This is a genomic window from Dongia sp. (assembly GCF_041909655.1).
GTDB lineage: Bacteria > Pseudomonadota > Alphaproteobacteria > Dongiales > Dongiaceae > Dongia.
Map to the genome: position 1 here is coordinate 117,882 of NZ_JAYRDA010000006.1, position 13,505 is coordinate 131,386.

The window sequence follows — 13,505 nt, forward strand, 5'->3', positions numbered from 1 at the left end:
CGATTGAAGGTGCAATGGCGCTTAGAGGCGCTCGGGGAAATCCGGTTCCTGAGTGTCCGCGGGTGCCGCCAGAAGATCGAACAGGCGACCGACTGAATTGGCGACCGAGAAGTATTGGCGCACGGCGGGCTTTGCAAAGCCATCATCGATGATGCCGTCGATCATGCCGACCAGTCGGTCCCAATAGCCATCGGCATTGAGCACGATGATCGGCTTGTCGTGAATGCCGAGCTGCCGCCAGGTCACGACCTCGAACAATTCCTCAAGGGTCCCCAGCCCACCCGGCAGAACGCAGAACGCGTCCGACAGGTCGAACATCATGCGCTTCCTGGTATGCATGTTGTCGACCACCTTCAACTCGGTGAGGCCGGTATGGCCGACTTCGAGATCCTGGAGATGCTGCGGGATGATGCCGATCACCTCGCCGCCGCCGGCCATGACGGCATCGGCGCAAGCGCCCATCAGGCCGACTCGCCCGCCGCCATAGATGAGGCGGATGCCGCGCTGGGCCATGTCACCGCCGAGTTCCTGGGCGAGCTTGAAAAAAGCGGGGTTGGTGCCGCGGGATGACCCGCAATAGACGCAGAGTGAGGTGATCGGAGTCATTCCGATTTCATTGCTCCTGAAAATGGGTGGTTGGTCACGGCCAGATTGGGCCGGAGAGATAATCGTCGCGTTTTCATTGCCACCAATATGAGCCAGCTTCCGGGACAGTTCAATGACGATACCGCCGCCGGGGACGCGCCGGAATAATGTCCCCGGGGAGGCCGAGCGCCCGGCATGGGAGTGATTGCCTGAATCTGCGCCGAGGATTAGCTTTCCTTGAGGCAAATCACATGTCCGGGCCAGACGGCACGGAATCGGGCCGGAACGGGGTAGAGAAATGTCGAGACTGGCACTGATTGGGGCGGCGGGCGCCGCCGTGGTGATCCTGGCGGCCGGCCTCATCTACGCGATCGGGCAGCAGGAACAGGAAGATGCCCTGGATGCCCCGCCTGCCACCGAAGCACCGGCCACCGCCGAGAGTTCCGATTCCGCCCCGGCGACGAGGGCTCCCACGGATAGCACGGCGGTTGAGCAAGGGGGCGAAGCAGCGACCACGAGCGGTTCAGCGGCGAACCCCGCCGCATCGCCCGAGAACGAGGCCGATGATATCCTGCCCAGCTTCGACGTGGTGCGTGTCAATCCCAATGGCGATGCGGTGATCGCTGGCCGCGCAGCGCCCGGTGCCGAAGTCGAGTTGCTTGATGATGGCCAGGTCATCGGCCGTGCCGAGGCTGATGACCGCGGCGAATGGGTTCTGCTGCCCAACAGTGCGATCGAGCCGGGCGAGCATAAATTCACGCTGCAGGTTCAGCGCCCCAATGCGCCGTCGCTGCAATCGGAGCGCATGGTGATCGTCATGGTGCCGGCGCCGGCCAAGGATATTGCCGGCAGCGCGGTCACCGAGCCGGCGGGCGCCTTGGCGCTCTCGGTCCCGCGCGACGGCGACGGGCCCAGCCAGATTCTGAACCTCCCCAGCGCGGGATCCGGCGGCGAGGCGGCGACAGGACCGGTGACGGCACCCGTGCTCGACGTTCTCGATTTCGATCGCGACGGCCGCATGGCCCTTTCCGGCCGCGCCCCGGCGGACGGCAAGATCGCCCTTTATCTGGACGACAAATTGCTGGGCGCGGTCGATGTGGACCCGCAGGGGCGCTGGGCCTTTATCCCCACCGAGACCTTGCCGGTGGGCGGGCATGAATTGCGGATCGATCAGCTCGACGCTGCGGGCAAGGTTGTTGCCCGTTCCGCGCAACCGATCGAGCAACCCGATTTCGCGGGCCTGTCGCCCGAGGGGGACAAGATAATCGTGCAGCCGGGCAATTCGCTTTGGCGCCTGGCGCGCCGTACCTATGGCGACGGCATGAACTACAGCGTCATCTACGAAGCCAACAAGGATCGCATCCGCGATCCGGATCTTATCTATCCCGGCCAGGTCTTCGAACTGCCGAACTAGATCCGGCTGCCAGATCCGGCTGTTTGTCAGGAGCTTTGGCGCGACGGCCAGGCCGGCAGGATTTCGGCCAGCATCTGCAGATAGGGGCTGATTTCAAGGATGACGCTGGTGGCGGCCGCGATCAGATCGACCGGCGCCCAGGAATCTCCGATCGGCGCCTTGCCGACGCACAGGATCGTCTTGTGCTTGCTGATGGCAAGGCGCGTATGCGGCAGATGCTGGCTGGCGGCGATGATGGCCATGGTCGAGCGGCGGACCGTGATGCTTTCGGCGGAATAGGGCAGGGGTGCGACCTCGCCCGAGATCTGCACAATGGGGCCGGATTGAATCTGCCGGGTGTTGGCGCTGAAGGGCACGTCCATGAAACGGAACTGGAACTGAACCAAGCCGCCGCTGCGCCCGACGCGAAGCTTGCCGCCATCATCGATCCGGACATGCTCCACATCCGACGGCAGCATCTTCTTGGCTAACATCTCCATGGTCACGGTCGGGCGCCCCTTCTTGCACCGTCCAATGCCGCGGCGCGAAAATGGATGCTAGGGCAGTACGTTTAACGATTTGTAAAAACTCCGCGCCATCACCAGATTTTCATGTGATGCCGCGGTTGCGATTTCATTCGTGACGCGCCTCCCGTTCTGTGGCAAATCAAACTGTTAGTCGTCGGCGCTGCGTTCTTTCCGAAGGTGCCGCATGGAAAAGAGAGCCTATTTTGACGCCAAAAGTCCTCTGCCCGATCCACCGCGCCGGCTGGCCGTTTATCGGCATCTTTGCCGCCGTCACGATTCTGCTGTGGTGGCTCTGGATGCCGCTGGGCCTTGCCGGTGCCGTTCTCACGCTATGGTGTGCGTATTTCTTCCGCGACCCGGACCGTGTGACGCCCACGCGCCCCGGCCTGCTGATCAGTCCGGCCGATGGTGTCGTGCAGATGATCCAGCCGGCGGTGCCCCCGGCCGAGCTCGGCCTCGACCAGCGCCCGCGCACACGCATCAGCGTCTTCATGAATGTCTTCAACGTGCATGTTAACCGCTCCCCGATCGATGCCGAGGTGATGGCCAGCGCCTATCGCCCGGGGAAGTTCGTCAATGCGGCCCTCGACAAAGCCAGCGACGAGAACGAGCGGCAATCCCTGCTTCTGCGGACCGCCGACGGCCAGGATATCTGCACGGTGCAGATCGCAGGTCTGGTGGCGCGGCGCATCATCTGCTGGACCCAGGTCGGCCAGCGCCTGAAGGCCGGCGAACGTTTCGGCCTGATCCGGTTCGGCAGCCGCGTCGATGTCTATCTGCCCGATGGCGTGCAGCCGCTGGTCAGTGTCGGCCAGATTGCCATTGCCGGTGAAACTGTCCTCGCCGATCTGCGTTCTGAAGAAGCCACCCGCCTCGGCGAGATGCGCTGAGAGATAGGAGAGTAGGATGATTCGACGCCATCGCCTGCGCGACCATTCGATCAACCGCCTCATTCCGAACATGCTGACGCTCTGCGCGCTCTTCGCGGGGCTCACCAGCATCCGCTTTGCGCTGCTCGAACGCTGGGATTACGCGGTTATTGCGATTCTGATCTCCGCTGTCTTCGACGCCCTGGACGGTCGTATCGCGCGCCTCCTCGATTCCGCCAGCAAATTTGGCGCGGAGCTCGATTCCCTGAGCGATTTTGTGAGCTTTGGCGTGGCACCCGCGGTGATCATGTTCCTGTGGAGCACGCAGGAAGTGAAAGGCGTCGGCTGGGCCCTGGTTCTTGCCTTCAGCGCCTGCATGGCGTTGCGCCTCGCCCGCTTCAATACGAAGCTCGACAATGCGGATCTCCCCGCCTGGCACAGCCGCTTCTTCACCGGCGTTCCGGCGCCGGCTGCCGCCGGCCTTGTGCTGATGCCGCTCATCGCCTGGCTGGAATTTGGCTTCACCTTCCTGCGCTCGCCGGCTTTCGTGGGGCTGGTCATCATCGGTGTCGCGGGGCTCGCGGTGAGCCGTCTGCCGACTTTCTCCTTCAAGCGGGTACGCATAAGCCAGCGTCTGGTGCTGCCCACCATGACGGCGGTGGCGATCTATGCCTCCTTGCTGGTGAGCCTGCCCTGGGCGACCTTGTTCTTCACCTTGCTGGCCTATATCTGCACCATCCCCGTCGCCTATCAGACTCACCATCGCCTGCAGGCGCAACGGCCGGCCAACGCGCCGGTCGAAAACAGCGTCGACATGGATCACGACTGATGCTGGATCGCGCCGTTCGCCGGCGCATCGATCCGGTTTTGGAACGCGTGGCAGCCAGGCTCGCCAGACAAGGCATCGCCGCGGATGCCGTGACGTGGTTCGGGTTCGCTCTCGGCCTTTGCGCCGCTGCTGCAATCGCCGCTGATTGGCGCGTCTTGGCCTTGTTTCTTCTTTTCGGGAACCGTCTTTGCGATGGCCTCGATGGGGCGCTGGCGCGTCTCTCCGCGCCGACCGATCGCGGCGCCTATCTCGACATCGTCCTCGATTTCCTGTTCTACGCGCTGTTCGTGTTTGCCTTTGCCTGGCGCGATCCGGCGGATGCGTTGGCAGCGGCTTTTCTCATCCTCAGTTTCGTGGGCACCGGGACCAGCTTTCTGGCCCATGCCATCTTCGCTGCCAGGCATGGCGGTGCTGCCGCCACCCCACGCAAGGGCATCGCCTATATCGGCGGCCTCACGGAAGGGACCGAGACGATCTTCGTCTTCGTGCTGATGCTGTTGTTGCCCGGGCATTTCGCCTTGCTGGCCTGGATCTTCGGCGCGCTCTGCTGGGCAACGACGGCCAGCCGCGTGGTCACGACGCTGGACATGCTACGCCGCTGACGGCGCGCTTATTTGTGACGGCGCGCTTACGCGCCTACTTGTGATTGTGATGCGCCTGCAGGGTCTGGACCAGTTCTTCCAGCTTGCTGCGGTCCATCAGATAGAGATTGCGGCCCTTCCGCTTCAGGAGGCCGCTCGGATAAAGCTGGCTGATGGCGCGGTTGACCGTTTCGCGCGTGGTGCTGGTCATGCCGGCGATCTCGTGCATCGGCGGCAGGGGGCGCACGACCCAGAGGCCGGGCACGGCCGCTTCAGGCTGGGCCATGCGCAGCAATTCGGCATAGACGCGCTGTGCGGCCTGCAGCGTCGAAAGCTCCATGATGCGCAGGCCGCTTTGCCGGACCAGGCGCGCCATGCGCTGCATCAGATGGAACGAGACGGCGGCATTGGTGCGGACCAACTCGACGAAAGTGTCGGGCGGCATGATGCACAATTCCGACTTTTCGATCGCCGTCACGCTGGCCGAGCGGGGCTGCTCGTCGATCGCCGCCAACTCGCCGAAGGATTCGCCAGGCTTTACGGTCGCCAGGGTGACTTCCTTGCCGGTCGGGGAAAACGTCACCACCGCAACCGAGCCGCGCAGGACGAAGAACACGTCGCGCGAGGTGGCGCCCTTGTCGAGGATGGTCTGTCCCTTCTCGTAGATGCGCCAGCGGCAGCGCCCTTCGAGTGCCTTCAATTCGGCTTCGGACAGGCCCTCCAGCAGCGAAAAGGTGCGTAGAGTCCGTTCCACAATTTGTGTCTGAGTCGTTCCCATGGCGGGCAGCATAATCGAAACATGCGGCGGCGCCAACCGGGGCGCGCGCCTGCGTCGCGATGGAACTCTACGGGAACACTACCAGCGCAAGTAGCGCCGGCCAATGAGGGCACCCAGAAGTGTCACGATGGCGATGGCTCCCAGATACCAGATCGCGACATAAAACGGCGAATCATTGTCGCAATGGATGGCGAAGATCAGGGCGCCGATGCCGCCGGCGGCCAGCCCCGCCGCGGCACCGCCGGCCAGGGGCGATTGCGGGGCCCCCCGGCCGATGGCCCAGAGTGTCGCAACGAGTGGTGCCAGCGAGAGCAGCGGCACGAAGATCAGGCAGAAATAGGGCTGCTGCCCTAAAGCGGCCGTCGCCCATTGCTCGCGCGCCAGGAGCGAGCCTTCGGCGGCAAAACCGGCCAGCAAGGGCAAGGCGAGCAAGGGGAGAAAGCGGAAGGCCGCACGCGGCGCATGGAGCGGGTTGGCGAGATGCAGGACGAAGACCGTGGCCGTGACGGCGATGAGCGCCGCCATCAGCACCTTGAGCAGATAGCGCCAGGTGGCAAGGGCGTCGGCAAGGTCCGGGCGCATGTCCAGGAAATAGGCAAAGATCATCATCGACAGGATAATCGCCGGGGGCAGGGCATAGAGAATGCCATGCCCGGCGCGGAGCGGCTTGCGGTCCTGATCGGCCACCAGGCTGTCGATGAGTTGGTCGGTCTTCATGTCATTTGCTTCATGTTATCTCGCCGCTGCGCGCGGCCTTGGCGAGGGCGGCCAGCCCCCGGTGCAAGGCGACGCGCACGGCACCTTCCTTCATGGTCAATCTCTGTGCCGTCTCGCTGATCGAGAGGCCCTCTACCGAGATCGAGCGGACCACCTTTTCCTGGCCCTTGGGCAATTGCGCGAGATGCTTGTCGAGGGCGTCCGAGGTCAGCGTCTCCTCCGGCTCCGGCGCCGGCAGGAATTCGGCAAAATCGTCGATCGGCACCATCACCCGGCGACCGCGGCGGCGCAGGCTGTCGATCATCTTGTGCCGACTCACCGCGCGCAGCCAGGGCAGGATCGGCCGTTCCCTATCCCAGGTCGCCCGCTTCAGGTGAATGGCGATCAACGTTTCCTGCACGATATCCTCCGCATCCGCGACATCGTAACCCTGGCGCGACAATTCACGCCGGGTCCAGCCCCGCAGCAGACCCGCCAAGGCGCCGAGCAAACGGCGATACGCGGCCTCGTCGCCAGCCAGGGCAACCCGCATCGAACCCGCCAGTTCTTGCTCCAAATCACTCACGCCTTTCCCCCTTCTTCGGCGCCCGGCCAGGATTGTTACACTTTTTCCCAAGCCATGATGCCGCAGGGTGTGCGGCCGGTAAACCGCCCATCCACCGGTCGCTGGATTATGGCGGCCGGTACTGTAACGCCCCCGACGAGCGCGGCGTAACTCCCTGTAAGCCGATCCCGGCCCAACTTCAATCGTGAGGAACCCCATGAATCGTCGCACTGCCGGTCTCGCCATTGCCGGCTCTCTCCTTTCCGCGCTTGCTCTCTCTGCCGGCCCGGCCGCCGCCGAGGGTACCGAGAAATGCTATGGCATCTCATTGGCCGGTCAGAACGATTGCGCCTCGACCGGTGGAAATTCCTGCGCCGGCACCTCCAAGGTCGATTACGACAAGGCTGCCTGGAAACTGGTGCCGGCTGGTTCCTGCGAAACCACGATGGTGACCTTGCCCGACGGCAATACCCGCGCTGGTTCCCTGAAGCCGATCGAATCCTGATTGGTCATTGCCGTGCCGCCCATGGTCCCTCCCCAGATCGATGGCATGGTTCCGATGCCGGCCGGGCTTCAAGCCCAGGCCGGCATCGGCTTGCGCCCGCAGCATTACAATGATGCTCTGGCGAATCCGCGCGATGTTGCCTTCGTCGAGGTGCATCCTGAAAACTATCTCTGCGCCGGTGGCCCGCAGCATCATTATCTGACGCTGGTGCGCGAAATTCTGCCGGTCTCGTTTCACGGCGTCGGCCTTTCCTTGGGGGGTGAAACACGTCCCGACCGGACACATCTTGAGCGCCTGCGCGGGCTCATTGATCGCTATCAGCCGTTCCGGTTTTCCGAACACCTCGCCTGGTCCAGTCATGGCGGGCATTTCTTCAACGATCTGCTGCCGCTTCCCTACACGCAACGCAATCTTGCGCGCATGGTGGATCATGTCGTCGAGACGCAGGAAGCGCTCGGCCGGCAGATCCTGATCGAGAACCCTTCGCTCTATCTCGGTTTCGCCGAGAGCGAAATGAGCGAGCCGGAATTTCTGGCGCAATTGGCGGCGTGCAGCGGCTGCGCCTTGTTGCTGGATATCAACAACCTTTATGTCTCTGCGATCAATGCCGGGACCGATCCATGGGCCAGCCTCGCCGCGTTTCCACTGTGGCAGGTTGGTGAAATTCATCTCGCCGGCCATGCACGGCAGGTGGATGCGGATGGCGATGTCCTGCTGATCGATGCGCATAACGCACCGGTCGCGGATGCCGTCTGGCAGCTCTTTGCCGAGGCGGTCGCGGTGATGCCGCCGGTCCCGGTCCTGATCGAATGGGACAATGATCTGCCGGCCTGGGCGGAACTGACAGCCGAAGCGCACAGCGCCCAAAGCATTCTCGATCTATCGCAGCCTGGAGGCCGTCTTGCCGCCATCGCGTGATGATTTCGCGGCTGCCTTGCTGGATCGCCGCTCCGTTCCACCGGCCGGACTCATCGCGCGCCCAGACGTGTCGCCCGCCAGCCGTTTTGCCGTTCATCGCAATCATATCTTTGCCAGTTTGAGCGCACTCCTGCAGGCGCGTTTTCCCGCGATCCACCGGCTCGTCGGCGCGGATTTCTTCCATCATCTCGCCCGGGAGTTTATCGTGGTGCATCCACCGGCCTCGCCGGTGCTGATGGAATATGGCGGCGCTCTGCCGGGTTTTTTGCGCAGCTTCGCGCCGGTCCGGCATCTCGCCTATCTGCCGGACGTGGCGCTGCTGGAATGGTCGTGCCACACGGCGGCGCATGCTGCCGATACCGTACCGGTGGATCTTGCCGGGTTGGCTGCGATGGCACCGGACGAGATGGCGCGACTAAGTTTCAGCCTCCATCCCAGCCTGGCGCTTTTGCCCTCGGACTTTCCAGTCGTCTCGATCTGGCGGACCAATGTCGAAGATGCCGAGCCGCAGCCGATACCGGCAGATCTGCCGGCGGAAAGCGCGCTGATCGTGCGGCCGCATCTCTCGGTCCAGGTCCATCCCGTTCCACGCGATATCCTGCGTTTCATCGCGCGCCTGCAAGCGGGTGACAATCTGGGCGATGCCGCCGCGGCGTCGGATGCCGCTTTCGATCTCACGGCCGCTCTCGCCTTTCTTTTCCGCGCCGGTGCCGTCACCGGATATCGCTTGGTCCAACCATCCAGCTAGGAGTTGCTCATCATGATAGCCCGCATTCAACGTCTCAACGGCTTGCTCGGTCTTGTTCCCGCCGATCTCGTTGTCCTTCTGGCGCGGCTTGGCATCGGTGCCATCTTCCTGCGCTCCGGCTTACTGAAGCTGGATGGCTGGGAGAGCGGCCTCACTCTGGCGCTGTTCGAAAGCGAATACCGCCTGCCGTTCCTGCCGCCGGAACTGGCCGCACCCCTGGCGATGGGCGCCGAACTCAGCATGCCGTTCCTGCTATTCCTCGGCCTCGGCACGCGCTACGCGGCGCTGGCGCTGTTCGGGATGACGGCGGTGATCCAGATTTTCGTCTACCCCAACGCCTTCGACACCCATGCGGTCTGGGCCGTGGCGCTGCTCTGCCTGATAAAGTTCGGCGCCGGGCGTTTCTCTCTCGACCATCTTCTCAAGCTGAAGATGGGGACGGCTCAGCCGGCGCCTTTCGGCCGGGGGATGGCATAGCGCCCCATCAGGTACCAGAGGAGGGCGGCAAGCTGAAACACCAGCAACCCGCCGAAGGCGATCGCATAGCCGCTCTGCCGGTCCGCGCCGGCTTGGTCGAGAATCCAGCCGATGCCGGATTGGAACAGGGCCGAGGCCAGGAACAGCAGCAAATTCGCCGCCGATTGCGCGCGTCCGGCAAGTTCGCGCCCGAAATGGCCGGCCAGCGTCGCATAGCCGAGATTGGCGGTCTGGCCGGTAAAGCCGAAGGCCATCCAGATGAGCGGCAACAGCACGGGGAGGGCGAAGATCATCGCGATCTGGGTCGCGCTGAAAATGACAAAGGTGCCTGCGATCACCGCCTTCAAGCCGATACCGCGGCGTTGCAGGCGATCGGCGATGAAGCCGGTCGATAAAGATCCGATTGCAAAGGCAAGTCCCAGGATCATCAATTGCTGATTGGCAGCATGTTGATCGAGACCGCGCACATCCGTCATCCAGCGCGTTGCCCAGAGGGTCTGGATCGCGATCGCGGCACCGGAGAGGGCTGCAACCATCGGCGCCACATGCCAGAAGACGGGATCGCGAAAGATCTGCCAATAACCGGCCAATTGCTCCTTGAAAGCGACCGGCCGGTGATCGTCGGGCCGCTTCGGCACGACCAGATAGATCGTCGCCGCGATGGCGAGAATGAAGATGCCGAGGCAGACGAAGAGGGCACGCCAGCCGATGACACCTGCCAGGAAATTGGCGGGGTAGGTCCCGGCCAGGAAACCGAGGGCACCAAAGGTGATGACGGCTGAATTGCCGAGCGCCAGGCGTTCCGCGGGCAGCCACATCGCATTGGCCTTGAAGGCCGACATCAGGCAGCCTGCCAATCCCATGCCGATCAGCAGGCGCGCGATCGCGAGATTGGTCGTGTCTTCGCCGAGCGCGAACCAGATGGCACCGATCGCGGCGACCAGCAGCAGGCAGGATTGCACCAGACGCGCCCCGAAGCGGTCCAGGAGCAGGCCGAGCGGCAATTGAAACAGCACGAAGCCGTAGAGATACATGGCCGTCATCAGGCCGAGATCGGTATTGCTGAGGCCAAGCTCGGCAATGAGGTCGTCGGAGATGGCGGCGTTGACGACGCGAAAGAGATAGGACGCAAAATAACCGGCGGCGAAGGGGCCGAGGGCGCGGAGGAGAATGCTGGCGGTCGTGCTCATGATGATCAGGCGACGTTGAGCGGCTGCGGCTGCACCCGGCGCTGGTCGTAGAGCGTGTTGGCTGCCACCGCGCCGATCACCAGCGCGCCGCCGTAAAGCGCATAGATTCCGGGGTTCTCGCCGAGGAACAGGAACACCCAGAAGGCGCCCAGAACGGTTTCCACCAGCGATAGCAGAGCGGCCTGTGCCGCCGGAATATGCCGCGCGCCGGTGGTGAAGAGGATGAGGCCGATCGCCAATTGCACCGCGCCGAACAGGAACAGATAGCCGAAATCGACGAGGTTGATCTGAAGCGCGTCCAGACCTGCCATCAGAAACCCGGCCAGGCCCATGAAAGCCGTGCCGAGGCAGGTGGCGGGGGTCATCCGCACGTGAGCGAAGCGCCGCGTCAGCACCGTCGCGAAAGCAAAGCTCACGGCAATGACACCGGAAAGTGTCAGCCCGATCGCATCGGCATGACCCTCGGCCTTGCCGACCATGAGCAGGATGCCGGCAAAAGCTACCGCCATGGCGGCGATGCGCGCCCAGCCCAAACGTTCACCCATCCAGACCCAGGCGATGAGCCCGGCGATCAGCGGTGCCGTCGATTGCACGACCAGGATGAGGGCGACCGTCGCATGCTGCAGCGCGATCACGAACGAGATCGAGGCGGCGGCGAAGCAGATGGCAACGCCGATGCCGCCCAATCCCATGTTGCGGAAGAGGGCCCAAGTATTGCCGCGGTCGCGGAGCAGCAGGAAGAGAAGCAGGCTGATGGCGGCGATGGTGCCGCGCCAGGCGACGATGGTCCAGGGATCGAGATTGATCTGCCGCGCGATGAGGCCGCCGAGGCTCCAGCAGATCGCCGCACCCACCACGAGCAAAGTTCCCAAGCGTTGCGCGTTGGCGTGTTGCGAGCCTGCCGGCGACGTCGACATGATGTTCTCCCCTGTTGCCGCGGCAGCATAAAGAGGCCGCCCGAGCGCGCAAGCTTGGCGCGCCTCATGGCAGATATGCACGCAGCGGTGACGGCCTCACCCGGCGGCTGTGCTTTGGCTGTTCTGGACTTCCGCCAGCAGCCAATCTCGAAAGGCCGCAAAGGGCGGATCGGTGAGAGCCTCCGGGCGATAGATCAGGTGCCAGGCCTTGCCGGGATCCACCAAAGCGAGATCGAACAGGCGCACCAGACGACCGGCATCGAGATCGTCCTGGACGTAAGGCGGTCGTACCAAGGCGATGCCGAGCCCGTCGAGCGCCGCCTGAATGGCATAGGTCGAATAGTCGAAAGAAAGGCGCCGACGGAAGCGCGCGGGGTCGAGACCGCTTTCGCTGAGCCAGCGCGGCCAGGCCTGGGGCGCATGCGAGACCTCCAGCAGCGTGTGGTGGATGAGGTCGCTCTGCCGCTTGATCGTCGCGGCGACCTGAGGGGCGGCCACGGGAATGAGGGCCGCCGAGAAAAGCCGCTCGGCCAGCAAGCCGGGCAGGGGAGCGGCACTGAGGCGGATCGTGGCGGCCCAGTCTTGCCGCAACGTGATGTCGTCTTCGATCGCAGTCACCAGCCGCACCTCGATCCCGGGATGCCGCATCTGGAAGAGATGCAGGCGCGGGATCAGCCAGCGCATGGCAAAGGTGGGGCCGATCGCGACCGAGAGGCCCGGCGGTGTTGCCCGGCGCACCGTGTCGACCGCCGCATCGAGGCGCCGGAAGGCATCCTCCAGCAGCGGCGCCAGGCTGCGTCCGGCGGGGGTGGGCGTCAGGCTGTTGGCCTGGCGGTCGAACAAGCGCTGGCCGAGTTGTCCTTCGACCAGCTTCACCAGGCGGCTGATCGCCGTTTGCGTCACGTTGAGTTCGTTCGCTGCGGCCACGAAACTGCCCAAGCGCAAGGCAGCCTCAACCGCCTTCAGGCCTTTCAGCGATGGCGTCATTTCAATCCTACCCCAATCTAATATTGGCCTAGTCTGGCATATTGGCGCTGGCGCGAACAGGGCCGGAATGGCACTCCTGACGCCACCCCACCGGCAATTCCCGAGTCATCCATGGGCACCCTCGCAACCCTTTTCGCCGTCATCGCCGCGGTGCTCTCGACCTCCTTCCTCTCCGGCATTTTCGGCATGCTGGGCGGGCTCATTCTGCTGGCGCTACTACTGGTGGTCCTGCCCGTGCCGGCGGCGATGAGCCTGCATGCCGTGACGCAGATGACGTCGAACGGGTGGCGCGCCGTGTTGTGGCATCGCTATGTCCTTTGGCAGATTCTGCCCGGCTATCTCGCCGGCTCGTTGGTCGCGTTCGGCATCCTTACCTGGATCAGCTTCCAGCCGCCGACCGCCTGGGTCTATATCGGCCTCGGCATCATCCCGTTCCTCGCCCTGGCCATTCCGGCGCGCCTCGCCCCCGATATCCGCCGGCCTCTCGCCCCGTTTTGCCTGGGCTTTGTGGTGATGAGCATCCATGTCGTGGCCGGTGTCTCCGGGGCACTTCTCGACATCTTCTTTTTTCGCACCGATCTCGACCGGCGCCAGATCGTCGCCACCAAGGCGTGCTCCCAGACTTTGGGGCATCTGCTGAAGCTCGCTTATTTCTTGCTGGTCGCAAATGCCGGCGAAATCGCGAGCGACGTCCCGGTTTGGATCTTCGCCATCTCAATTGCTACGGCCATTGCCGGGACCAGCCTCGCGCGACTGGTGATCGAGCGCCTCAGCAACCGCGCCTTCCAGCTTTGGACGCGCTGGCTGGCCGCCCTGGTGGGCGGTATTTGCGCCATCCGTGGGATTGTCATGTTGATCGGCTAAGTGCCCATAAACAGGTGACTTTCCGCCGGTCTGCCCGTATTCTCGCCACACCTTTCAACAAATGATTCGGGTTCGG

The 13,505-nt window shown here is 63.8% G+C and carries 17 protein-coding genes; 9 read left to right on the forward strand and 8 right to left on the reverse strand.

Features of this window, described 5'->3' with window-relative positions:
* Nucleotides 1-21: 21 nt before the first annotated feature.
* On the reverse strand, nucleotides 22-606 hold the full coding sequence (locus tag ACE3PR_RS13785) for a TIGR00730 family Rossman fold protein (RefSeq protein WP_374372910.1): 585 nt from the start codon (nucleotides 604-606) through the stop codon (nucleotides 22-24).
* A 277-nt stretch (nucleotides 607-883) separates the two neighbouring features.
* Between ACE3PR_RS13785 and ACE3PR_RS13790 the strand changes: the two genes are divergently transcribed.
* Nucleotides 884-1,999, forward strand: coding sequence for a LysM peptidoglycan-binding domain-containing protein (locus ACE3PR_RS13790; RefSeq protein ID WP_374372912.1), 1,116 nt, complete (start codon nucleotides 884-886; stop codon nucleotides 1,997-1,999).
* Nucleotides 2,000-2,025: 26 nt separating this feature from the next.
* Here ACE3PR_RS13790 and ACE3PR_RS13795 read toward each other — a convergent pair whose 3' ends face one another.
* Complete coding sequence (locus ACE3PR_RS13795) at nucleotides 2,026-2,484, reverse strand: hypothetical protein (protein WP_374372915.1); 459 nt, start codon at nucleotides 2,482-2,484, stop codon at nucleotides 2,026-2,028.
* A 224-nt stretch (nucleotides 2,485-2,708) separates the two neighbouring features.
* Between ACE3PR_RS13795 and ACE3PR_RS13800 the strand changes: the two genes are divergently transcribed.
* Genes ACE3PR_RS13800 through ACE3PR_RS13810 form a run of 3 tightly spaced genes read left to right on the forward strand, consistent with a single transcriptional unit; the run spans nucleotide 2,709 to nucleotide 4,805 of the window.
* On the forward strand, nucleotides 2,709-3,395 hold the full coding sequence (locus ACE3PR_RS13800; protein WP_374372917.1) for a phosphatidylserine decarboxylase: 687 nt from the start codon (nucleotides 2,709-2,711) through the stop codon (nucleotides 3,393-3,395).
* Between the two features lie 16 nt (nucleotides 3,396-3,411).
* Nucleotides 3,412-4,203 carry a CDP-diacylglycerol--serine O-phosphatidyltransferase gene (pssA, locus tag ACE3PR_RS13805; protein WP_374372919.1) on the forward strand — a complete coding sequence of 264 codons (792 nt, stop codon included), beginning with the start codon at nucleotides 3,412-3,414 and terminating at the stop codon, nucleotides 4,201-4,203.
* A complete protein-coding gene (locus ACE3PR_RS13810; protein WP_374372922.1) occupies nucleotides 4,203-4,805 on the forward strand; it encodes a CDP-alcohol phosphatidyltransferase family protein in 603 nt (200 codons plus the stop codon). The genes pssA and ACE3PR_RS13810 overlap by 1 nt, the downstream gene beginning before the upstream one ends.
* Nucleotides 4,806-4,839: 34 nt before the next feature.
* On the opposite strand, the gene ACE3PR_RS13815 is transcribed toward ACE3PR_RS13810, so the two are convergent.
* From ACE3PR_RS13815 to ACE3PR_RS13825, 3 genes are all read right to left on the reverse strand, one after another.
* Nucleotides 4,840-5,538, reverse strand: coding sequence for a Crp/Fnr family transcriptional regulator (locus ACE3PR_RS13815; protein WP_374372925.1), 699 nt, complete (start codon nucleotides 5,536-5,538; stop codon nucleotides 4,840-4,842).
* Nucleotides 5,539-5,640: 102 nt separating this feature from the next.
* Complete coding sequence (locus tag ACE3PR_RS13820; RefSeq protein WP_374372927.1) at nucleotides 5,641-6,279, reverse strand: NrsF family protein; 639 nt, start codon at nucleotides 6,277-6,279, stop codon at nucleotides 5,641-5,643.
* Nucleotides 6,280-6,289: 10 nt separating this feature from the next.
* Nucleotides 6,290-6,844, reverse strand: a complete 555-nt coding sequence (locus tag ACE3PR_RS13825) for a sigma-70 family RNA polymerase sigma factor (RefSeq protein WP_374372930.1) — start codon at nucleotides 6,842-6,844, stop codon at nucleotides 6,290-6,292.
* Nucleotides 6,845-7,040: 196 nt separating this feature from the next.
* Between ACE3PR_RS13825 and ACE3PR_RS13830 the strand changes: the two genes are divergently transcribed.
* Genes ACE3PR_RS13830 through ACE3PR_RS13845 form a run of 4 tightly spaced genes read left to right on the forward strand, consistent with a single transcriptional unit; the run spans nucleotide 7,041 to nucleotide 9,471 of the window.
* Nucleotides 7,041-7,328, forward strand: coding sequence for a DUF2282 domain-containing protein (locus tag ACE3PR_RS13830; protein ID WP_374372933.1), 288 nt, complete (start codon nucleotides 7,041-7,043; stop codon nucleotides 7,326-7,328).
* A gap of 54 nt (nucleotides 7,329-7,382) precedes the next feature.
* Nucleotides 7,383-8,246, forward strand: a complete 864-nt coding sequence (locus tag ACE3PR_RS13835) for a DUF692 domain-containing protein (RefSeq protein ID WP_374372936.1) — start codon at nucleotides 7,383-7,385, stop codon at nucleotides 8,244-8,246.
* Nucleotides 8,230-8,994: a putative DNA-binding domain-containing protein gene (locus tag ACE3PR_RS13840; RefSeq protein ID WP_374372938.1), complete on the forward strand. Its 765-nt coding sequence runs from the start codon at nucleotides 8,230-8,232 to the stop codon at nucleotides 8,992-8,994. Before ACE3PR_RS13835 ends, ACE3PR_RS13840 begins: the two co-directional genes overlap by 17 nt.
* 12 nt (nucleotides 8,995-9,006) lie before the next feature.
* Entirely contained in the window at nucleotides 9,007-9,471 is a 465-nt protein-coding gene (locus ACE3PR_RS13845) for a DoxX family protein (protein WP_374372941.1), read from the forward strand.
* Here ACE3PR_RS13845 and ACE3PR_RS13850 read toward each other — a convergent pair.
* The 3 genes from ACE3PR_RS13850 to ACE3PR_RS13860 form a co-directional block, all read right to left on the reverse strand.
* Complete coding sequence (locus ACE3PR_RS13850) at nucleotides 9,438-10,661, reverse strand: MFS transporter (RefSeq protein WP_374372943.1); 1,224 nt, start codon at nucleotides 10,659-10,661, stop codon at nucleotides 9,438-9,440. The genes ACE3PR_RS13845 and ACE3PR_RS13850 overlap by 34 nt on opposite strands.
* Nucleotides 10,662-10,666: 5 nt before the next feature.
* Nucleotides 10,667-11,578: a DMT family transporter gene (locus tag ACE3PR_RS13855; RefSeq protein ID WP_374372945.1), complete on the reverse strand. Its 912-nt coding sequence runs from the start codon at nucleotides 11,576-11,578 to the stop codon at nucleotides 10,667-10,669.
* Between the two features lie 96 nt (nucleotides 11,579-11,674).
* Nucleotides 11,675-12,565, reverse strand: a complete 891-nt coding sequence (locus ACE3PR_RS13860; protein WP_374372948.1) for a LysR substrate-binding domain-containing protein — start codon at nucleotides 12,563-12,565, stop codon at nucleotides 11,675-11,677.
* A 111-nt stretch (nucleotides 12,566-12,676) separates the two neighbouring features.
* Between ACE3PR_RS13860 and ACE3PR_RS13865 the strand changes: the two genes are divergently transcribed.
* Nucleotides 12,677-13,429 (forward strand): TSUP family transporter, encoded by a 753-nt coding sequence (locus tag ACE3PR_RS13865; RefSeq protein ID WP_374372950.1) that lies wholly within the window; start codon nucleotides 12,677-12,679, stop codon nucleotides 13,427-13,429.
* The last annotated feature ends 76 nt before the right edge of the window (nucleotides 13,430-13,505 follow it).